This is a genomic window from uncultured Pseudoflavonifractor sp. (genome assembly GCF_944387805.1).
Lineage (GTDB): Bacteria > Bacillota > Clostridia > Oscillospirales > Oscillospiraceae > Pseudoflavonifractor.
Window position 1 is genome coordinate 140,495 of record NZ_CALXGI010000001.1, and the last position, 18,896, is coordinate 159,390.

The 18,896-nt window shown below is 61.7% G+C and carries 22 protein-coding genes; 18 read left to right on the top strand and 4 right to left on the bottom strand.

What is annotated here, in order from left to right:
- Window positions 1-18: 18 nt before the first annotated feature.
- The gene (gene bilS, locus Q0K06_RS00615; RefSeq protein WP_294547199.1) at window positions 19-537 is read right to left on the bottom strand and encodes a flavodoxin family protein BilS; all 519 of its coding nucleotides are present in this window, start codon (window positions 535-537) and stop codon (window positions 19-21) included.
- A gap of 167 nt (window positions 538-704) precedes the next feature.
- Between bilS and Q0K06_RS00620 the strand changes: the two genes are divergently transcribed.
- Window positions 705-1,070 (top strand): hypothetical protein, encoded by a 366-nt coding sequence (locus Q0K06_RS00620; protein WP_294547202.1) that lies wholly within the window; start codon window positions 705-707, stop codon window positions 1,068-1,070.
- A 69-nt stretch (window positions 1,071-1,139) separates the two neighbouring features.
- Here the strand turns inward: Q0K06_RS00620 and Q0K06_RS00625 are convergent, their stop codons facing one another.
- On the bottom strand, window positions 1,140-4,934 hold the full coding sequence (locus Q0K06_RS00625; RefSeq protein WP_294547259.1) for a M14 family metallopeptidase: 3,795 nt from the start codon (window positions 4,932-4,934) through the stop codon (window positions 1,140-1,142).
- 287 nt (window positions 4,935-5,221) lie between these two features.
- Window positions 5,222-5,524, bottom strand: a complete 303-nt coding sequence (locus Q0K06_RS00630; RefSeq protein ID WP_294547204.1) for a Dabb family protein — start codon at window positions 5,522-5,524, stop codon at window positions 5,222-5,224.
- A gap of 233 nt (window positions 5,525-5,757) precedes the next feature.
- Between Q0K06_RS00630 and Q0K06_RS00635 the strand changes: the two genes are divergently transcribed.
- On the top strand, window positions 5,758-6,189 hold the full coding sequence (locus Q0K06_RS00635; RefSeq protein ID WP_294547206.1) for a hypothetical protein: 432 nt from the start codon (window positions 5,758-5,760) through the stop codon (window positions 6,187-6,189).
- A 133-nt stretch (window positions 6,190-6,322) separates the two neighbouring features.
- Here the strand turns inward: Q0K06_RS00635 and Q0K06_RS00640 are convergent, their stop codons facing one another.
- Window positions 6,323-8,017 carry a zinc ribbon domain-containing protein gene (locus Q0K06_RS00640; protein WP_294547209.1) on the bottom strand — a complete coding sequence of 565 codons (1,695 nt, stop codon included), beginning with the start codon at window positions 8,015-8,017 and terminating at the stop codon, window positions 6,323-6,325.
- A gap of 208 nt (window positions 8,018-8,225) precedes the next feature.
- Here Q0K06_RS00640 and Q0K06_RS00645 point away from each other — a divergent pair, with 208 nt between their 5' ends.
- The 16 genes from Q0K06_RS00645 to rplE form a co-directional block, all read left to right on the top strand.
- A complete protein-coding gene (locus Q0K06_RS00645) occupies window positions 8,226-9,110 on the top strand; it encodes a hypothetical protein (RefSeq protein ID WP_294547212.1) in 885 nt (294 codons plus the stop codon).
- A 252-nt stretch (window positions 9,111-9,362) separates the two neighbouring features.
- On the top strand, window positions 9,363-11,711 hold the full coding sequence (locus Q0K06_RS00650) for an S-layer homology domain-containing protein (RefSeq protein ID WP_294547214.1): 2,349 nt from the start codon (window positions 9,363-9,365) through the stop codon (window positions 11,709-11,711).
- Window positions 11,712-12,189: 478 nt separating this feature from the next.
- Entirely contained in the window at window positions 12,190-12,504 is a 315-nt protein-coding gene (gene rpsJ, locus Q0K06_RS00655; RefSeq protein WP_006573401.1) for a 30S ribosomal protein S10, read from the top strand.
- 267 nt (window positions 12,505-12,771) lie between these two features.
- Window positions 12,772-13,494 carry a 50S ribosomal protein L3 gene (gene rplC, locus Q0K06_RS00660; protein WP_294547216.1) on the top strand — a complete coding sequence of 241 codons (723 nt, stop codon included), beginning with the start codon at window positions 12,772-12,774 and terminating at the stop codon, window positions 13,492-13,494.
- A gap of 17 nt (window positions 13,495-13,511) precedes the next feature.
- Window positions 13,512-14,132 carry a 50S ribosomal protein L4 gene (gene rplD / locus Q0K06_RS00665; RefSeq protein WP_294547219.1) on the top strand — a complete coding sequence of 207 codons (621 nt, stop codon included), beginning with the start codon at window positions 13,512-13,514 and terminating at the stop codon, window positions 14,130-14,132.
- Entirely contained in the window at window positions 14,132-14,431 is a 300-nt protein-coding gene (gene rplW / locus Q0K06_RS00670) for a 50S ribosomal protein L23 (RefSeq protein WP_294547222.1), read from the top strand. Before rplD ends, rplW begins: the two co-directional genes overlap by 1 nt.
- A 15-nt stretch (window positions 14,432-14,446) precedes the next feature.
- Window positions 14,447-15,283, top strand: a complete 837-nt coding sequence (gene rplB / locus Q0K06_RS00675) for a 50S ribosomal protein L2 (protein ID WP_040647163.1) — start codon at window positions 14,447-14,449, stop codon at window positions 15,281-15,283.
- A gap of 14 nt (window positions 15,284-15,297) precedes the next feature.
- Complete coding sequence (rpsS, locus tag Q0K06_RS00680; RefSeq protein WP_006573406.1) at window positions 15,298-15,570, top strand: 30S ribosomal protein S19; 273 nt, start codon at window positions 15,298-15,300, stop codon at window positions 15,568-15,570.
- Between the two features lie 14 nt (window positions 15,571-15,584).
- Complete coding sequence (gene rplV / locus Q0K06_RS00685; protein ID WP_006573407.1) at window positions 15,585-15,929, top strand: 50S ribosomal protein L22; 345 nt, start codon at window positions 15,585-15,587, stop codon at window positions 15,927-15,929.
- A gap of 15 nt (window positions 15,930-15,944) precedes the next feature.
- Entirely contained in the window at window positions 15,945-16,793 is an 849-nt protein-coding gene (rpsC, locus tag Q0K06_RS00690) for a 30S ribosomal protein S3 (RefSeq protein WP_294547229.1), read from the top strand.
- Window positions 16,793-17,227 (top strand): 50S ribosomal protein L16, encoded by a 435-nt coding sequence (rplP, locus tag Q0K06_RS00695; RefSeq protein WP_006573409.1) that lies wholly within the window; start codon window positions 16,793-16,795, stop codon window positions 17,225-17,227. Before rpsC ends, rplP begins: the two co-directional genes overlap by 1 nt.
- A complete protein-coding gene (gene rpmC / locus Q0K06_RS00700) occupies window positions 17,224-17,427 on the top strand; it encodes a 50S ribosomal protein L29 (protein WP_006573410.1) in 204 nt (67 codons plus the stop codon). The genes rplP and rpmC overlap by 4 nt, the downstream gene beginning before the upstream one ends.
- 17 nt (window positions 17,428-17,444) lie before the next feature.
- Entirely contained in the window at window positions 17,445-17,705 is a 261-nt protein-coding gene (gene rpsQ, locus Q0K06_RS00705; protein WP_087343105.1) for a 30S ribosomal protein S17, read from the top strand.
- 12 nt (window positions 17,706-17,717) lie between these two features.
- Window positions 17,718-18,086 (top strand): 50S ribosomal protein L14, encoded by a 369-nt coding sequence (rplN, locus tag Q0K06_RS00710; RefSeq protein ID WP_294547236.1) that lies wholly within the window; start codon window positions 17,718-17,720, stop codon window positions 18,084-18,086.
- A gap of 17 nt (window positions 18,087-18,103) precedes the next feature.
- Window positions 18,104-18,421 (top strand): 50S ribosomal protein L24, encoded by a 318-nt coding sequence (rplX, locus tag Q0K06_RS00715; protein ID WP_294547238.1) that lies wholly within the window; start codon window positions 18,104-18,106, stop codon window positions 18,419-18,421.
- Between the two features lie 17 nt (window positions 18,422-18,438).
- Window positions 18,439-18,896: 50S ribosomal protein L5 (rplE, locus tag Q0K06_RS00720; protein ID WP_294547241.1), on the top strand; the 458-nt coding region annotated here is incomplete at its 3' end.

The window sequence follows — 18,896 nt, forward strand, 5'->3', positions numbered from 1 at the left end:
GGCAGAGGGGAAAGGGGCTCAGCCCTGGGCCTTGGCGGCCATATTCCTGGCAAAGTCCGCCGCGGCGGACAGGTCCGCCTGGTCAGGGTGGGAGAGGGCCTGGTCAAAATTGGCCAGGAAGCTGGCAACTTTGGGATCTCCCGGGGTCTTGGCGGCCATGGCCTCGTACCGGGCACGGACGGCGGCAGGCATCTTGCCCTGGCACATCCAGCCGCCCAGCACGGTGTTGCCGGCGGGGAGCAGGGCCTGGGTCCGCTGGAGAATGGCGTCAAAGTAGGCCGGGCTGCCGCCGAAGCCGGCGGTGCCGAAGAGGGCTACCTGCTTGCCGGACAGTTTGGCAAGCAGCTTCTGCACGTCCGGGGGGCAGACGCCCTTGTCCGTCCAGAAGCCCAGGAACAGCACCTCCTCCCCAGGGACGGCGGTGTCCGGCCCCACGGACTCCAGCCGGGCCTCGCCGGCGGGGAGGGCGGCATAGATGGCGCGGGCCACCTGCTCGGTGTTGCCGGTGCCGCTGGAATACAAAACTGCATAGCGCATGTGTACACATCCTTTCGGGAAATAAAAGCGAAATAAAACGGCCGGAAAACCTTCGGCTGGATGATCATATCACGTCTCAACGCCCTTGTCGAGGGAAAGACAGGATGTTATAATGGGGCTGTTATGAAAATGCAGGGCCATGAGCGGCCTGTAAGGAGGAGAGCGGGATGGAAGGGATGTTCCTGCCGGTACTGTCTCACTTTCAAAATGAGAATATCTGGATTGCCAGCGACGGCAAGCTGCGCTATCAGGTGACCCCGACCACTGAGACCGGCGAGGACGGAACAGAAAAGCAGGTGCTGATAGCCGAGACCTGGGAGGGACCCTGGAGCAGGGAGTTTTCCGTTATCGAGGAGGTGGAGGAGTTCCCCATGACCGAGGACGGCATTGAGGATCTGCGTGCCTGGCTGATTCTGGAGAGCCTGGAGATCAACGACCGGCCGGATAAGAGCCTGGAGGAGAACATGGCTCGCAGGGAGGCGGCCATTCAGGCCAGAAAGGCCGCTGAAGATGAAAAGGGGAAGGAAAACTGACCTCTATTTCTTATAAAGCTGCAAAAAACCGCGCCTGTCATCTGACAGGCGCGGTTTTTATTATGGGTTTCAGGCCTCCGCGGTGGCGAAGAGGTCGGCGGCCCGGAGAATCAGAACGGCCAGCTCAGCCCGGGTGGCGGTGGCTTTGGGGGAGAGTGTGTCTCCCGTGCCGGTGCCGGCGACCAACCCGGCCTCCACGGCCCAGGCCATGGCGTCGGCGGCGTAGCCGGAGATGTCAGCAGTGTCGGTGTAGGCGCTCAGGTCGGCTCTGCCGCTTACATCCAGCCCCAGGGAGGCGGCGTAGTTGTACAGCATGACCACGGCCTGCTCCCGGGTGAGGGCGGCGGTGGGGTAGAAGGAGCCGTTGCTGCCCTGGACCACGCCGGCGGAGGCGGCCCAGTTGACGGCGTCGGCGTACCAGACGCCGTCGGCCACGTCGGAGAAGCCGGCAGACACAGCCTCGGGGGAGCCGGCCATCCGGTACAGAACCATGGCCAGCGCGCTGCGGTCAGTGGTGCTCAGGGGGAGGAAGGCGCCCTTGCCGTTGCCCTGGAGCAGGTCCTGGGCGGTGGCGCTGCCCACGGCCTCAGCAAACCAGTCGCCGGTATTCACGTCGGTGTACTTGGCGGCGGCCAGAGCCTTGGCGTTGTCGCCGCTGTCAGCGCTGCCGGTGCAGATGCCGCCCAGCAGGCTGGCAAAGGCGGTGTTGCTGATGAAGTTGAACTCATCCCGCTGGTGGACCTTGTTGGTCAGAGTGTTGGCAAAGAGAACCAGGTTCAGGCCGCTGCCGTGGTACTCAATGGCCTGGATGGAGTTGTCCAGGAAGTCGGCATAATGCTCGCCGGTGCTGGGCAGGAAGCCCTCCAGCAGTTCCCTGGAGCCGTCCAGCTGCACCAGCACCTGGGCACCGTCGGGGATGGCGGAGAAGTAACCCGCGCCGTAGCCGTAGAGGACGTCGTCGCCCTCGGCCACATAGCTGGCGGTCACCAGGCTGTCGGTGGGATAGGTCACATAGGCCAGAGCGTCCATGGCGGAGCGGTCCACGGTCTCCCGGACCAGCTGTCCCTCGGCAAAGAGAGACACGGCGGAGCGCATGGCGTTGGAGCCGTAGCCGATGTAGGGGGTGCCGGACTTGACGGCGGCCAGGGCCTGGTCGTCCAGAGCGGCGGCGCCGATGATGAGGTCAGCCTCAGCGGCGTTGTCGGTGACGGTGAAGCCCAGCAGCTCCATGGACTGCCGGTCATAGTTGTACTGGGCGGCGCCGCTGACCAGGGTGCTCTTGACAAAGCCGGTGCTGTTGTCGGCGGGCTTGCCGGAGATGTAGATGACGGGGGCCTTGGTGATGGTCAGGGACAGGGGGGCGTCGGCAGCGGCCACGCCCTTGCCGGTGAGCAGGTAGGTCTGGGAGACAGTCTGCCAGTCGGCGTAGTCGCACAGGAAGGAGCCCTTGTCCTCGCCGGAGATGATCATGGCCACGGTCTTGCCGGCCCGCAGCAGGTCGTTGACGGCGGAGGTGGAATCCTCGGAGGCGTTGGACAGGATGACCTTCTCGCCGGTCACGCCGGTAAAGGCGGAGGACACAGTCCAGTCGTCGGAGACGGAGCAGGCGGCGGCGATGGCCTCATAGGCGGCGGGCTCGGCGCAGGTGACCATGTCAAAGCCGCGGGTATAGTTGAACGCAGTGATGCCCTCGGAGTAGAGCACGGGCCACCCGGTGATGACGGTGCCGTCGTAGAGCACGCCGTTGGCCACGCTCCGCTTGGCCTGGTACATGGAGACCACGGCGGTGCCGGCGGGATACTCCACGCCGTTGTAGGTGAAGGCCTTGCCGGCCACCATGATCTCAACGCCGTTGCGGGTGAGATAGGTGAGCATGTCGTCGGCAGCCTGGAGATTGCTCTGGTTGGCGCCGTCCAGAGGGATGATGTAGCACTCGGGATAGAAGTTGCCGTTCTGGCCCTCGCCGTCGTACTCGGGACGGAACAGGTCAGCTTCGGCGCCCTCTACATCGTACTGGTCGCAGAACCACTGGCCCACCAGGTCATAGGCATCGGAGTTGGCGTTGGTCACGCCGCGCTCGAAGATCTTGGTCTGGCAGAGCAGGTAGCTGTCCTTGTTCTGGGCAATGTAGTCGCTCTGGCCCAGCTGGCCGTAGGCCAGGGCGGTGACCATGTAGTCGTCGTAGGCGGGGACCTCAACGGTGTAGGAGACAGTGCCGTGGAGCATGGCGTACTGGGGGGTGTAGCTGGTGGACATGTCGTCCCAGGGGTCGTACCACTGGGTCTGGTAGCTGCCGTCGGCGTTGACTTCGCCGGTGTAGCTCAGATAGTCGCGCTGGGGGGTAACATAGCTGTTGTGGCCGTCGTTGTTGGCCACAGCGGCAATGCCAAGGGCCTCGCCGCCGGTCATCAGATGCTCGGCCAGCAGGTCGTACTCAAAGTTGGGCTCGTGAGGGGGATCGCAGGGCTCGCACTGGAAGGTCTCCACCCGGCCGTGGAACTCGGCAAAGCTGACAGGGTTCCACTCGGCGATGAGGGCGGTCATGTTCTGAGTCTCAGCCTGGGTCTGGAAGGAATTGTCCCGGTTCAGGTCAAAGCCGCCGGAGGAGGTGCGGGTCAGATAGGTGCGGCCCTCCACGTTCTCCTCGGGCACCAGAATGAAGAACACGTCGCTGAGCAGGTCGTCCACGTTGACGGCCTCGGTCTCGATGGTATAGTACTTCTCCAGATCCACCACGGTGGAGATGTCGGCGGTGGTGCCGTCGGCGTTCTTGCCCTTGATGTAGCCCAGGTAGGTGGCGGTGTCGGACACCAGGTCGGGCACGGCCACGGAACCGGCCTCGCCCTCGGGGCCCATCTGGGCGGCCAGCTCGGCCTCACCTTCGGCGGTGAAGCCGGTGAGCTTGTCGTAGTCGATGGTGCCGTCGCCGGCGGCGGCGTTGAGGAGCATCCAGGCAAAGGCGGTGACGCCGTCGCTGGCGGCCACCTCGTTGGCGTGGACGTTGGAGTACATCACGGGCACCTGATAGTCGCCCAGAGTGCCGTTCTCAATCTTGGCGATGAGGCCGGTGGGGTCGCTCTCGGCCTCCTCCTTAATCTCCTTCCACTTTTCCACGGCGGCCTTGTCCTTGGCCACGATAAGGTAGGGCATATCCAGACTGGTCATGCCGTTGTCGCCCTGGCTCATGCCCATGGAGAACTTCTCCACGTACAGGTCGGTGTTCTCGGCGGCAAAGGCCACCATCTCGTCGATGGCCTCGTAGACCTCGCTCATGGTGTGGAACTGGTCGTAGGGGGCGATCTTCACGCCCACAGCGCCCAGAGTCTCATTGCCGGCCTGGGCGGTCAGGTTGAAGTAGCCGCACACGTCCATGTAGTAGCCGCCGTTGACGTGAGGTACGCTGAAGTCGTCCAGGAAGTAGCAGGTGTTGGCAAAGGTCAGGGTCACATACACCTGGCCGTCAGCCTCTTCGGCGGAGGAGACCAGATTGGTGAAGAAGGGGGTCTCCCCATCCTTGCACATCCAGGTGTCCAGGGCGCCGCCCTCGGTCTGGTTGGGGAACAGGGCGTCGTCCAGGTAGTCCTGGGTTTCATCGGGCACCAGGGACCACACAGCCTCAGCGGCGGCGGCCTTGGCCTGGTCCAGGGTCATGTCCACCGGCAGCATGACTTTGAAGGTCCGCTCGGCGGTGAGGGAGATGGCATTGTCGCCGCCGTCCTCAGTGGTATTGACAAAGGTTGCGGCGGGGGCGGAGCTGGCCTCTGTCTCCGCCGCAGCGGCGGGCAGGGACACCAGCGACAGGCACATGGCCAGCGCCAGAATCAGGGACAGCCACTTTTTGGGCGCGTGGGTACTGCTTTTCATCTGTTTCACCTTTCCTTCTCTCAAATCGCGGGCACACATAGAATAAAAATACGAAAACCTCACAACTTGATGAATAATTATGAAAGAATAATACCACTGAGAGAGAAAAGTGTCAACTGTCCAAATGGTAAAATGCAGACAAAATAGAGCAGTTAAAATGGGGATATATTGTGTAAAACAGAAGATAAGAAGTGAGGAGCTATCCGGAACAGGGCGGAATACCGCTAAAAACGGGAACAAAAAAAGCGCCCTGCCGGAAGGGCAGAACGCTTTTTGCGCCGGAATATTCAGAAAGTAAAGTCCACAGCCACCCGCTGCTCCGCAGCCTTTTTAATGTAATCCGCCACCTTCAGATGTTCGGGGTGGTTGGCGTAGGCGGAGAGGGTGTCCGGGTTGTCGGTCTCTACAATGAGGGCCAGGTCGAAGTTGCCCTGGATGGAGCCAAGGTCAATACCCACCTCCATGTGCTTTACCTCTGGGATGATCCCTGCCAGGGCCAGCAGGCGCTCCCGGACCAGAGCGCAGTTTTCCGCCCGGGATCTGCCCTCAGCCCGGTCTTTGAACTTCCACACGACAATATGCTTGAGCATGGGAATAACCTCCTTTGCAGGGACGCCGGTGCGGACAAGGGGGGACAGCCAAAAATCCGGGGAGAAAACCCGCTGTGTTTTCACCAGAATGACCGTTGCGCCGGGCGTCTTGTTATATTATAATGCCTACGGCGCGGCGGAGCAAGACGGATTTCTGCCGCATACTGGAGCGTACGGGTCCTGAAACGCCATGTTCGAGGCCTGCGGTCTTTCTCATGAAAGAAGGAAAACACATGGAATATCGGATGAATCGGAGCCTGAGGACGTCCTATCAGCTGGCGGGCGTGGTGTTCCTGGCGGCGGCGGTGCTGCTGTGGGTGTGCAGCGCCCTGGAGCTGATGGGGGCGGACAGCCTGCGGCTGATGTGCCGCATCGGCGCTGTGGTGGTGGCGGTGCTGGGCGTCGTGTCCCTGCTGAGGCCCGCACGGGCCTGCGTCCGGCTGGAGGATGACGATACCCTCCGCTGCTGCGACGGCTACGGCCCGGCCAAGCGGATTGCCGCCGGCGACATCACCCGGGTGGATCTGCTGGGCGGCCGCCGGATGGCGATTTACCTGAAGAGCGGCCGGCGTGTAAATCTGGAGTTTCTCTTTGAGAGGCGCGAGATTTTTCTGGCTGAGCTGCGGTCCAGGGGCATCCCGGTGGAGACTCCGGCCAAGCGATAGAAAAATAAGAGAACGGAAGCGGAGCGCCGCGCCCTGGGAAAGGGGCGCGGCGCTCCGCTGTTGCGGGAAGCCGGGGGAGGAGTATGCCGCGGCGGGGCGGAGCGTGGGTTTCACAGCTTCCGTTGCGCGCGGATCAACTGTTCAGCGGATACAGGGTAATGACGTCTTCGGTCAGAAGGGTGAGGGCGCCGTTGGGAGAGACGGTATAGAGGTCTGCAAGGCCCGTGTCCTCGTGGTACAGGGCAAGGCCGGTCTGCCTGCCCATCAGGGCGACATCCAGATAGACGCCGCCGTCCTCCAGTATGGGGAGCTCCAGCGGTATGGGAGCGCCCTCGCCGTCAGAGAGAAGGAAACGGGTAATGCCATTGTCATCGGCGGAACAGAGAATCGTATTATCCATGGTGACCACGGCAAATTCGTTTCCCTGGGTCAGAAGGACCGGCTCGCCGCCGGCCCGGAGGGCATAATAGTCCCGCGATCCCGATGTACCCTCGGGGAGGATGTAGAGCAGGAGGGACAGGTCGGGGGAGGCACTCAGCAGAGAGAGCCTATGTCCCTGAGCCAGCACCTGGGAGGTGGGGGTGCCCCACAGGCCGTCAAAACGGTAGAGGGTATTTTTCTCGCTTGGGCCGGTGGTCTGGACCACAAGGCTGTCTCCGTCCAGGGCGGCATAGGCGGCCGAGATGGCGGTGCCTTCCGGAAATACAGGCGAGGCGGCCGCTTCCCGGTCCAGAAGCCAGAGTCCGCGGTCGGTATTCAAAGCCTTCTCCAGCAGAGTGGGCACATTGTACTGGAAGATCATAACGGTAGTGGCGGTAGTATGGATGCTCCGGGGGGTGGTGTAGGTGGGGGCGCAGATAGACTGGGCCGTAAAGGCCCCGATTTGAATGGGCGCTTCCCCTTCGCGGTAGAACCAGGTGGAAGTGCCGCTGTCATCCTCCGTGACATAGAGAAGCTGGGTGCAGTCCCGGTTGGAGAGCAGGCCTGCCGAGAGGGAGAGGCAATCGGTGAGCTGAGCGCTCTCCCCGTTCTTCCAGGCATACAGGTGGAGACTTCCGCCGTGCATAGAGACATAGTACACAGTGCCGCTGTCAGTGACCAGGATGGGAGAGATGTCGTCCGCGGGCAGGCCCTGGGACTGGCCGCCGTCCAGGGAGAGATAATAGTAGCGGGGGCCGGACTGGGGAACAAGCGCCGTCTCCCATACAAGGGACTTGCCGCTGTAAGAGAGAAAGGCGGAGTAGGAGGCGTCCTCCGCCGCGGTCTCCGGCTGGCCGTCCTCCCGCTGGAAAAAGAGATGGTGCTCTCCGTCCGCCCAGACGGCGGTGCTCCCGTCAAAGGAGAGCGTGCAGCTCTGCGCCTGCTCCGCCAGAGTGGTGCAGCCCTGGGCATCGGCCCGGTACAGGGTGCCGCCGGCGTCGGCCGCCAGAAGTACAGACTTATCCCCGGAGATATCGGCGGAGCGGAAGGCGGCGCTCCCGGCCTGGAGGGCCGCCACCTGTTCCTCGCCGCGCCACAGTTCCACCTGCGTGCCGTTCTCCCTAACGAGAAAGAAGAAGGAAGCCTCGCTGTCCAGGACAAAGGACTGGTCCAGCGGGGCCGGACGGGTGAGAAAGAAAGCCAGGGCGCCCGCTGCCGCGGCCAGGAGCAGCACTGCGGAGAGCACCAGCGGGAGCAGCCGCCGTTTTGGGCGGGCCGGGGCGGCCGGCTGCTTTGGCGCAGCCGCTTGGGGCTGCGGGGGCGTCTCCCGAGTGGGGAGGGGGGCGCCGCAGCGTCCGCAGAAGCGGTCGTCGGGGCCGTAGGGGAAGCCGCAGTTGGGACAGAACACAGGGCATCGCCTCCTGAACATAGGGATTGACCGGGGAGTTTGGATTCAGATTTATCCTAACATACCGGGGGGAGGATGGCAAGAATGGGGGAGGAAAAAGCGGGCTGCCTATCCAAAAGCGGTGAAATGAGTGACAAAAGGGAGAAAATGTGCTATACTGACGCTAATTATGCGTATGCCGCGTTTTGGAAAGAAAGGACAATGCACAATGAAATGGATGAAGCGTACGGCAGCTCTGGGGGCTGCCGTGATACTGACGGTTTCTCTTGCGGCGTGTTCCGGCGGGGACGCCGACGAGACGGTGGCCGCCGCTCTGGAAAAGGTGAAGAGCGCCGCCAGCGTGGATGCTGTGCTTGAGATGACGGCGGAATATGCCTCCGAGGATCAGACGCTGTCAGTCACCAACCGGATGACTCTGACCGCCTTCCAGGACCCGCTGAAGCTCAAGGCGGAGATAGCGCTGAATATGGCCAGCGGGGAGGATGACTATTCTCGTACCATTACCATGTACGCCCAGAGAGATGGGGAGGATCTGGTGCAGTACGCCACCGACGGCAGCTACTGGGCCAAGCAGACCACCACCCAGGAGGTGCTGGATACCTATAATGTGGGGGACACCCTGGCTTTTTATGTGTCTGAGGCCTCCGGCTTCCGCGGAAACGGCACCGAGACTGTCAACGGCGCTGACGCGGAGAAGTACACCGGCGCCATCAGCGGCAAGCCCCTGGTGGAGATTTTGGACGCCGACGGGTACCTGGAGTCCATCTCCTCCATGTCCGAGGACCAGCAGGAGAAGATACGGGCGAATCTGGAGGGCATGCCCGCTGCCGAGATCACTGTATGGGTGGACCGGGAGGGCTATCTGGTCCAGATGGAGATGGATATGCTGAAGGTTGTGAGCAACATGGAAGCCAACATCGACGAGACCCTGGGCCACCCCGCCGCCATGGAGGAGGAGAGCATCAATGAACTGGTGGGCGCATCGATCCGCCTGACCTGCTCCAACTTCGGCGCGGCCACCGACTTTGAAATTCCTGCCGAGGCGCTGGAGGCGGTGGATCTGACCACAGCCGGACAGAGCGCCGGGGAGTAAACATCCTGTATCCGTTTTATAAAATAATAAATATAATAATGTAGCAAAAGGGGGTGGCGCTGCCAGCCCCTTTTCTTTTTTCAGCGGAACTTTTTGGCGGGAAAAACGTCTGAAAAACAGCAGATTCTGGAACAGAGAGAAAAAGACAGGGTTCCCGTTGCTTTTTCCAGGATAAGCCGCTATAATTATGTCAAGTGCAGCAACCCGCCTTACAGCGGGGGGCAAGGACGAGCCCAAATTTGGAGGTGCGCTATGAAACGAAACAGACTGCTCCCCGGAGCGCTGGCCCTGGCGCTGGTGCTCTCACTGACCATGGTCCCCGCATTCGCCGCCACGTTCCCCGACGTGCCGGCCGGATACTGGGCAGAGTCCTATATCAATGACATGGCCGCTCAGGGCGTGTTTAAAGGCTATGACAACGGCGAGTTCCGGCCCAAGAATGAGCTCCAGGGCAGCGAGGCCCTGGCGCTGTGCGCCCGCATCGCTGTGGATACGGATTTGCGGACTCAGATCGGCCAGGACCGGGCAGATGAGATCTCCGCCATTATGGGGGACAAGCAGGCCTGGTTCCGGGACGAGTACGCCACCTGCCTGGAGACTGGCATCCTCTCCTATACCGAGCTGAAGGGACTCTATGACTCCGGCGCCCTGGACAACGGCAGGACCATCACCAAGGAGGACTTCGCCCTCTATCTGGTGCGGGCCATGCAGCTGGCACCCATGGCCGAGCATCTGTCCAGCTATACCCTCACCTTCACCGACAAGGCTGACATTACCCCCGGCCGTGAGCCCTATATCTATCTGCTCAATACATACGGCATTATCACCGGCACGGACCAGAATCAGTTCCAGCCCAAGAGCACCGTCACCCGGGAGGTGGCTGCCACCATGCTCTCCCGGGCCATCGCCTTCATGAAGGAGCGGGGCACCAGCGTGGAGCTGCCCAATTACACCGACTATGAGTGGCAGGCAGGCACCATTGTCTCCGCCACCTCCAGCAGCAAGAACGTGATTCTCCTTACGCTCAACAGCGATCTGTCCGGCTCCTGCACCATCTCTCTGCCGGCGGACACCCCCATCTATGAGAACAGCATGCTGGTGGACAGCGCCCTGCTCCAGACCGGCACCTATGCCCGGGTTTGCTACGACGAGGACGGCACTCCTATGGCGGTGCGCCTGTCCGGCAAGCTGGACACCGTGGCCGGCACTGTGGTGGGCGTCTCCGGCAGCGAGCTGCTCCTCAATGTAAACGGGACCTCCGTCACCCTGCCCTACGACCGCTTCACTGAGGTACAGGTGGGACAGAAGGTGGGGGGATATGAACTCATCGACCCCGAGGCTGGATACACCACCGCCGTCTGCCGGGTGGACCAGCAGGATCATCTGGCCGCCGTCCAGCTCTCCGGCGGCACCCGCAAGGCCGAGGGGCTGATCGCCGCCGTGGAGACTCAGGCTTCCGGCGGGTGCGTGCTCACCATCTCCGGCTTTGACGGCCAGCAGGAGCGGCTCACCGTTCCCGCAGGCGCCGCCATCACTGCAAACGGCCTGGCCGTCTCCGGAATGACCGGCAGCTATGTGGGCAGCTATGTGTCCCTGAGAGCTTCCAATGACAACGGCAATGTGACCGCTGCCGCCGTAGACACAGTCACCCAGTACATTCAGGGCGCGGTGAAGAGCCTGGGCAGCGCCAGCGGCGTCAATAATGTGACCATTACCGACCTGAAAACCAACAAGGCCACGACCTATAACTTCTCCGCCGACGCTGTGGTGACATATGAAGGCAAGGCCATCACCGTAGGCGGCGTCCAGAAGGACTGGTTCGTTACGGTCCGCCTGTCCGGCGGCGAGGTGGCCATGCTCTCCGGCTATCCCGGTTCTGCCGTCACCGAGGGTACTATTACCGACATCAGCTACCCCGCCGGCACCACCACTGAGATCATCAGCGTCACCACCGCCGACGGCCGGGTGATCCCCTTCCAGGTGGACCTGTCCGCGCCGCCCCAGGTCCGCCGCAGCGATAAGACCAGCTCCATTGACAAGCTGCGCACCGGCGACGCCGTCACCGTCACCGTGCGGTACAACGCCGTCACCCTGATTGACTCCGTGCCCCAGAGCGCCAACGTCTCCGGCACTATTACCCGCAAGAGTGAGGATACTTCCGGCATCACCATCGAGGTGGAGCTGGACAACAACGGCGGTACCGCCACCTATGCCATCACCAGCGGTGTTTCGGTGAGCCAGGACGGCAAGCTTATCTCCATGTACGACCTTCGGGTGGGTTACCATGTGGCCATGGTCACCAACGGAGACACTGTGGCCTCCATTGAGGTGGACAAGACTACCACCACCAGCAATCAGCTCAACGGCACCGTCATCTACGTGAACACCTCTGACCGGACCATTACCTTCCGGGCTGACGACGGCACCGGCAACGGGTCGGTTATCCAGGTCAGCGCCCCCGCCGGCACGGTCATGCAGGAGGCTTCCGGCGGCACCTTCTCCCTGAATACGCTGAAGACCGGCGACAGCCTGAATATCTACGGCGGCTACACCACTTCCGGCGACTTCAAGGCCACTATTATCATCCGCACGGCCAAGTAATAGAAAGCCTTACGGCGAGATAAGACCGGGCTGCTCCTCCGGGCGGCCCGGTCTTTCCGCTGTCCGGAGGGCAAAGCGGACAGAAGATGGGGCGGTTGCCCTGTTCCCTTTGTGTAAGTGGCCAAAACCGCGATTTTCTTGAAAAAAGCGCAAAAAAATAACCGAAAACTCTTGACATAGATCCTTGTTTAGGGTATTATATCAGAGCGCCTGTTTAAGGGGCGCGATCTGCGATGATGCGGGAGATTGCGGCGTGAGCCGGTAACTTCCGCGGAGTATGTCCGAGCTAGAATCGGGCGGCTGAGGAATCTGTGCACGGGCGTATATCGCCGGTGCATGGAGTAAACCGGCCTGCTTAGAGCCGGTTTTCTTCATGCCACGGAGTGATACGCACGGAACCGTGGACATAAGATTTCTCACCGTACGAAGCGTGCGAGGAGTACCGAACCCCACTTCGTATGTTTAAGGAGGAAACACCATGGCAGCCCAGAAAGAAATGATTCGCATCCGTCTCAAGGCCTACGACCATCAGCTCATCGACCAGAGCGCCGAGAAGATTGTGGAGACCGCCAAGCGCACCGGCGCGTCTGTCTCCGGTCCCATCCCCCTGCCCACCAAGAAAGAGGTCGTGACCATCCTTCGCGCTGTGCACAAGTACAAGGACTCCCGGGAGCAGTTTGAGCGCCGCACGCACAAGCGCCTCATCGACATCCTCAAGCCCTCCCCCAAGACTGTGGAGGCCCTGATGAGCCTGGAGCTCCCCGCCGGCGTGGAAATCGAGATTAAGCTGTAATTCCAGCGTCTGAGCCGTCGTGAGCGGCGCGGATGGACTGGAGCGAGGACGCGAAACCGAAGGGCCGCACAGCGGACCTGTTTCAAGTCCGAGACGAAGGGAAGCCGCGCGTCGCGAACAGGCGAAGCGTGAGGACAGCGAGTCTCACAACTATGTTGTACCCGCAGTCCGCCGCGTTTTGAGGCGGACGGGTCAAGTTGGCAGACCAATGGGGAGCCTGATGCCCCAAGTCTTCCAACCAATAACCTTATTTAAGGAGGAAAACACATGGAAAAGGCCATTATCGGCAAGAAGGTCGGCATGACGCAGATCTTCGATGAAGCCGGCAAGGTCATCCCGGTCACCGTCATTGAGGCTGGCCCCTGCGTGGTCACTCAGAAGAAGACCGTGGAGAAGGACGGCTACACCGCTGTGCAGCTGGGCTTCGAGGACGTGCCTGAGCGCAAGCTCACCAAGCCCGAGCTGGGCCACCTGAAGAAGGCTGGCGTCAGCCCCAAGAAGGTCCTCAAGGAGTTCGCTCTCAACAATGCCGAGTCCCTGAACATCGGCGACGAGGTCAAGGCTGATACGTTCGCCGCCGGCGACCGCGTGGACGTGACCGGCATCAGCAAAGGTAAAGGCTACGCCGGCGTCATCAAGCGCCACGGCGCTCACCGCCTGAAGGAGTCCCACGGTACCGGCCCTGTGCACCGCCACGCCGGTTCCATGAGCGCCAACAGCGATCCTTCCCGCATCTTCAAGGGAAAGATCGGTGCCGGCCAGATGGGCAACGAGCAGGTCACTGTGCTGAACCTGGACGTGGTCAAGGTTGACCCCGAGCTGAACCTGATCGCTGTCTGCGGCGCCATCCCCGGCCCCAAGGGCGGCATTGTCTGCCTGCGCAGCTCCGTCATCAACGTCAAGGAGAAGGGCGCTTCCGCTGACATCTCCAAGAACCCGCAGAAGGCTTCCGGCCGCAATCCCCAGAAGGCTTCCGCCCGTAACAAGTAAGAAAGGAGAGATACCAAATGCCTAAAGCAACTGTTGTTGATATGACCGGCAAGAAGGTCGGCGAAGTGGACCTCTCCGACGCTATCTTCGGCATTGAGCCCAACGTGAGCGTTGTTCACGAGGCTGTCAAGAATCACCTGGCCAACTGCCGCCAGGGCACTCAGTCCGCCCTCACCCGCGCCGAGGTCTCCGGCGGCGGCATCAAGCCCTGGCGCCAGAAGGGCACCGGCCGTGCCCGTCAGGGTTCCACCCGCGCTCCCCAGTGGACTCACGGCGGCGTGGTCTTCGCTCCCAAGCCCCGCTCCTACAGCTACACCCTCAACAAGAAGGTGAAGCGCCTGGCGCTCAAGTCCGCTCTCTCCGCCAAGGCCGCTGAGGGCAACGTCATCGTGGTGGACGGCCTGAGCCTGGACGCCGTCAAGACCAAGAACATGGCCGCCTTCCTGGGCAACCTGGAGGCCAAGAAGGCCGTTCTGGTCACCCCTGAGGTCAATGAGAACGTGGTCCTGTCCGCCCGGAACATCCCCGGCGTGATCACCACCACCGCCAAGCTCCTCTCTGTTTACGACATCGTAAACGCCAACCAGTTCATCGTGGACAAGGCCGCCCTGGCCGTCATCGAGGAGGTGTTCGCATAATGGCTACCACCGCTTATGATATCATCAAGCGTCCGGTCATCACCGAGCAGTCCATGGAGCAGACCGAGATGAAGCGCTACACCTTCGAGGTGGCCAAGAGCGCCAACAAGATTGAGATTGCCAAGGCCGTCGAGGAGATCTTCGGCGTGAAGGTGGTCAAGGTCAACACCCTGAACATGCAGGGCAAGGAGAAGCGCACCGGCGCCTATCCCAAGGGCCGCCGCCCCTCCTGGAAGAAGGCTGTGGTCACCCTCAGCGAGGACTCCAAGACCATCGAGTTCTTCGAAGGCATGGTGTAAGGAGGATAAGGAACAATGGCTATCAAAACTTATAAGCCCACAACGCCCTCCCGCCGCCACATGACCGTGAGCGCCTTCGAGGGCATTGACAAGAAGGCCAAGCCTGAGCGCAGCCTGATTGAGAACCTGAAGAAGAATGCCGGCCGCAACAGCTACGGCCGCATCACCGTCCGCCACCGCGGCGGCGGCAACAAGAAGAAGTACCGTATCATCGACTTCAAGCGCCAGAAGGACGGCGAGGTCGCTGTGGTGCTCCGTCTTGAGTACGATCCCAACCGCTCCGCCAACATCGCTCTCATCCAGTATGAGGACGGCACCAAGAGCTATATCCTGGCTCCTGTTGGACTGAAGGCCGGCCACAAGATTGTCTCCGGCCCCAACGCCGACATTCTGCCCGGCAACTGCCTGCCCATCGCCAACATCCCCGTGGGCGAGCTCATCCACAACATCGAGCTCTACCCCGGCAAGGGCGCTCAGCTCGTCCGGTCCGCCGGCGTGGCCGCCCAGCTGATGGCCAAGGAGAACGGCATGGCCCAGGTCCGTCTGCCCTCCGGCGAGGTCCGCTATATCCGCGAGGACTGCAAGGCCTGCATCGGTCAGGTGGGCAACACCGACTGGGCCAACATCCAGATCGGTAAGGCCGGCCGTAAGCGTCACATGGGTTGGCGGCCCACCGTCCGCGGCAGCGTCATGAACCCCAATGACCACCCCCATGGCGGCGGCGAGGGCAAGAGCCCTGTCGGCCGTCCCGGCCCTGTCACTCCTTGGGGCAAGCCCGCTATGGGCTACAAGACCCGCAAGACGAAGAACCGTACCGAGAAGTTCATCGTCAAGCATCGTAATTCTAAGTAAGGAGGCAGTAAAAGATGTCCAGAAGCATTAAGAAAGGCCCCTTTTGCGCCCCCGAGCTGCTCAAGCGGGTCGATGAGATGAACAAGACCGGTGAGAAGAAGGTGCTGAAGACCTGGAGCCGCGCCTCCACCATCTTCCCCTCCTTCGTCGGTCACACCTTTGCCGTGCACGACGGCCGCAAGCACGTGCCCGTCTACGTCACCGAGGATATGGTCGGCCACAAGCTGGGCGAGTTCGCCCCCACCCGGACCTTCCGCGGTCACGCCGGCGCCAAGTCCGGTAAGTAAGGAGGAGAGATAACATGGAAGATAAAAAGGTAGCCCAGGCTACTCTGCGTTATGCCCGCATCTCTCCCCGTAAGGTTCAGATCGTCTGCGATCTGATCCGGGGCAAGAGCGTGCCCGAGGCCACTGCTATTCTGATGGCCACTCCCAAGGCTGCTTCCGAGCTCATGCTGAAGATTCTCAAGAGCGCGGCTGCCAACGCGGAGAACAATCACCAGATGGATCCCGAGAAGCTGTACGTGTCTGCCACTTACGCCAACCCCGGCCCCATCATCAAGCGTATGCGTCCCCGGGCCCAGGGCCGCGCGTTCCGCATCAACAAGCGTACTTCTCACATCACCATCGCGGTGAGCGAGCGCTAAGGGAGGAGGAAAAATATGGGACAGAAAGTGAACCCCCACGGCCTTCGCGTGGGCGTCATTAAGGATTGGGACTCCCGCTGGTATGCCCGCAACGAGAAGGTCGGCGACCTGCTGGTGGAGGACAAGAAGATCCGGGACTTCCTGAAGAAGACCCAGTACGGCGCTGGTATCCCCAAGATTGAGATCGAGCGCGACAACGCCAAGGTGCGCATCTACCTGCACTGCGCCCGCCCCGGCGTGGTTATCGGCAAGGGCGGCGAGGCCATTGAGGCCCTGCGCCTGCAGCTGGAGAAGATGCTGGGCAAGAGCGTTGCCCTGAACATCGTCGAGGTCAAGAACCCCGACATGGACGCTCAGCTCATCGCTGAGAACATTGCTCAGCAGCTGGAGAAGCGCATCGGCTTCCGCCGCGCTATGAAGAACGCCATGGGCCGCGCTATGCGCATGGGCGCCCGCGGCATTAAGACTCAGGTGTCCGGCCGTCTGGGCGGCGCCGAGATCGCCCGTACCGAGCACTATCATGACGGCACCATTCCCCTGCAGACCCTGCGCGCCGATATCGACTACGGCTTCGCCGAGGCTGCCACCACCTACGGCCGCATCGGCGTGAAGGTGTGGGTCTACAAGGGTGAGATTCTCTCCCAGGCCCTGCGGACTACCCCCCGCACCCTGGACACCAAGAACTTCAAGGAGCGTCCTGACCGTCCCCGCCGCCGCGACGGCGACCGGAGAGGCGGCTTCGGCGGCGACCGTCGCCAGGGCGGCTTCAACCGGAACGGCCAGGGCCGTCCCCAGGGCCAGGGCTTTAACCGCGGCCCCCGTCCCGCCGCTCCCGCTGCTGCCAAGGAAGGAGGCGCCAACTAATGCTGCTGCCTAAGAGAGTGAAATACCGCCGCGTTCACCGCGGCCGCATGAAGGGCAAGGCCACCCGTGGCAACACCGTGACCTACGGTGAGTTTGGCCTGCAGGCCACTGAGCCCGCCTGGATCACCAGCAACCAGATCGAGGCCGCCCGTGTCGCCATGACCCGTTACACCAAGCGTGGCGGCCAGGTGTGGATCAAGATCTTCCCCGATAAGCCCGTCACCGAGAAGCCCGCTGAGACCCGTATGGGTTCCGGTAAGGGTTCCCCTGAGTACTGGGTGGCCGTGGTTAAGCCCGGCCGCGTTATGTTCGAGATCGCCGGCGTCTCCGAGGAGGTCGCCCGCGAGGCACTGCGTCTTGCTTCCCACAAGCTGCCCGTCAAGTGCAAGATTGTGGCCAAGGAGACCGCTGAGACCGAGAATGGTGGTGAATGAAGATGAAGGCTACTGAAATCCGCAAGATGAGCGCCGCCGAGCTGGAGGCTAAGCTGGGCGACCTGAAGAAGGATCTCTTCCAGCTCCGTCTTCAGCACGCCACCAATCAGCTGGACAATCCCGTGCGGATCGCCCAGGTGAAGAAAGACATTGCCCGCGTCAAGACCCTTATCCGTGAGCAGCAGCTCGCAGGCCGATAAGAAGGAGGAACTAGACAATGGAAAACAGAACTTCTTCCCGCAAGACCAGAGTCGGCCTGGTTGTCTCTGACAAGATGGACAAGACCGTGGTGGTGGCCATCGCCGACCGTGTGGCCCACCCCCTGTACAAGAAGATCGTCAAGCGGACCTACAAGCTGAAGGCCCATGACGAGAAGAACGAGTGTGGCGTGGGCGACCGCGTCAAGGTGATGGAGACCCGTCCCCTGTCCAAGGACAAGCGGTGGCGCGTGGTTGAGATCATCGAGAAGGCGAAGTAAGGAGGTGTCGGTATGATTCAGCAGGAGACTTATCTGAAGGTAGCCGACAACACCGGCGCCAAGGAAATCAAGACCATCCGCGTGCTGGGTGGCTCCAAGCGCAAGTACGGCAACATCGGCGACGTGATCGTGGCCTCCGTCCGCAAGGCTCAGCCCGGCGGCACGGTGAAGAAGGGCGAGGTCGTGAAGGCTGTTATCGTCCGCTCCGCCAAGGGTGTTCGCCGCAGCGACGGCAGCTATGTCCGCTTCGACGAGAACGCTGCCGTCCTCATTAAGGACGACAAGAATCCCCGCGGTACCCGTATCTTTGGGCCCGTGGCCCGCGAGCTGCGCGACAAGGACTACATGAAGATCCTTTCGCTGGCTCCCGAAGTGCTGTAAGGGGGTAGGAGTAGACAATGAATAAGATGAGCATCAAGAAGGGCGACGAGGTCGTGGTTCTGTCCGGCAAGGACAAGGGCAAGCAGGGCAAGGTCATTGCCACCCTGCCCAAGAGCGGCAAGGTCGTTGTGGAGAAGATCAACATGGTGTCCCGCCACACCAAGCCCCGTCAGCAGGGCCAGGAGGGCGGCATCATCCCCAAGGAGGCGCCCCTGTACGCCTCCAAGGTCATGCGCGTCTGCCCCAAGTGCGGCAAGGCTACCCGCCCCGCCCACAAGATCCAGGCCGACGGCAAGAAGGTCCGCGTCTGCAAGAAGTGCGGCGCTGAAATCTGAGAGAGGAGGAGTACAACATGGCTGATAAGAAAGTGCCCAATCTGAAGGCAAAGTACCAGGCCGAGGTGGCTCCTGCTCTGATGCAGAAGTTCGGCTACAAGAGCCCCATGCAGATCCCCCGGCTGGAGAAGATCGTGGTCAACTGCGGCTGCGGTGAGGCCCGTGACAACTCCAAGGTTCTGGAGGCCGTTGTGGGCGACCTGACCAAGATCACCGGCCAGAAGGCCATCATCACCAAGGCCAAGAAGTCCGTGGCTAACTTCAAGCTCCGTGAGGGCATGCCCATCGGCGCTAAGGTCACTCTCCGCGGCGACAAGATGTGGGAGTTCCTGGACCGCCTGTTCAATGTGGCCCTGCCCCGCGTCCGCGATTTCCGCGGCATCAACCCCAACGCCTTTGATGGCCGCGGCAACTACGCCCTGGGCATCAAGGAGCAGCTGATCTTCCCCGAGATCGAGTACGACAAGATCGACAA

What these genes read in the sequence shown, in the direction of transcription:
- rpsS (WP_006573406.1), top strand. Translation starts at nt 15,298, where the DNA reads ATGTCCAGAAGCATTAAGAAAGGCCCCTTTTGCGCCCCCGAGCTGCTC.
- rplD (WP_294547219.1), top strand. Translation starts at nt 13,512, where the DNA reads ATGCCTAAAGCAACTGTTGTTGATATGACCGGCAAGAAGGTCGGCGAA.
- rplW (WP_294547222.1), top strand. Translation starts at nt 14,132, where the DNA reads ATGGCTACCACCGCTTATGATATCATCAAGCGTCCGGTCATCACCGAG.
- Q0K06_RS00635 (WP_294547206.1), top strand. Translation starts at nt 5,758, where the DNA reads ATGGAATATCGGATGAATCGGAGCCTGAGGACGTCCTATCAGCTGGCG.
- Q0K06_RS00625 (WP_294547259.1), bottom strand. Translation starts at nt 4,934, where the DNA reads ATGAAAAGCAGTACCCACGCGCCCAAAAAGTGGCTGTCCCTGATTCTG.
- Q0K06_RS00650 (WP_294547214.1), top strand. Translation starts at nt 9,363, where the DNA reads ATGAAACGAAACAGACTGCTCCCCGGAGCGCTGGCCCTGGCGCTGGTG.
- rpsC (WP_294547229.1), top strand. Translation starts at nt 15,945, where the DNA reads ATGGGACAGAAAGTGAACCCCCACGGCCTTCGCGTGGGCGTCATTAAG.
- Q0K06_RS00645 (WP_294547212.1), top strand. Translation starts at nt 8,226, where the DNA reads ATGAAATGGATGAAGCGTACGGCAGCTCTGGGGGCTGCCGTGATACTG.
- rpsQ (WP_087343105.1), top strand. Translation starts at nt 17,445, where the DNA reads ATGGAAAACAGAACTTCTTCCCGCAAGACCAGAGTCGGCCTGGTTGTC.
- rplX (WP_294547238.1), top strand. Translation starts at nt 18,104, where the DNA reads ATGAATAAGATGAGCATCAAGAAGGGCGACGAGGTCGTGGTTCTGTCC.
- rplP (WP_006573409.1), top strand. Translation starts at nt 16,793, where the DNA reads ATGCTGCTGCCTAAGAGAGTGAAATACCGCCGCGTTCACCGCGGCCGC.
- rplC (WP_294547216.1), top strand. Translation starts at nt 12,772, where the DNA reads ATGGAAAAGGCCATTATCGGCAAGAAGGTCGGCATGACGCAGATCTTC.
- Q0K06_RS00620 (WP_294547202.1), top strand. Translation starts at nt 705, where the DNA reads ATGGAAGGGATGTTCCTGCCGGTACTGTCTCACTTTCAAAATGAGAAT.
- Q0K06_RS00630 (WP_294547204.1), bottom strand. Translation starts at nt 5,524, where the DNA reads ATGCTCAAGCATATTGTCGTGTGGAAGTTCAAAGACCGGGCTGAGGGC.
- bilS (WP_294547199.1), bottom strand. Translation starts at nt 537, where the DNA reads ATGCGCTATGCAGTTTTGTATTCCAGCGGCACCGGCAACACCGAGCAG.
- rplB (WP_040647163.1), top strand. Translation starts at nt 14,447, where the DNA reads ATGGCTATCAAAACTTATAAGCCCACAACGCCCTCCCGCCGCCACATG.
- rpsJ (WP_006573401.1), top strand. Translation starts at nt 12,190, where the DNA reads ATGGCAGCCCAGAAAGAAATGATTCGCATCCGTCTCAAGGCCTACGAC.
- rplN (WP_294547236.1), top strand. Translation starts at nt 17,718, where the DNA reads ATGATTCAGCAGGAGACTTATCTGAAGGTAGCCGACAACACCGGCGCC.
- rpmC (WP_006573410.1), top strand. Translation starts at nt 17,224, where the DNA reads ATGAAGATGAAGGCTACTGAAATCCGCAAGATGAGCGCCGCCGAGCTG.
- rplV (WP_006573407.1), top strand. Translation starts at nt 15,585, where the DNA reads ATGGAAGATAAAAAGGTAGCCCAGGCTACTCTGCGTTATGCCCGCATC.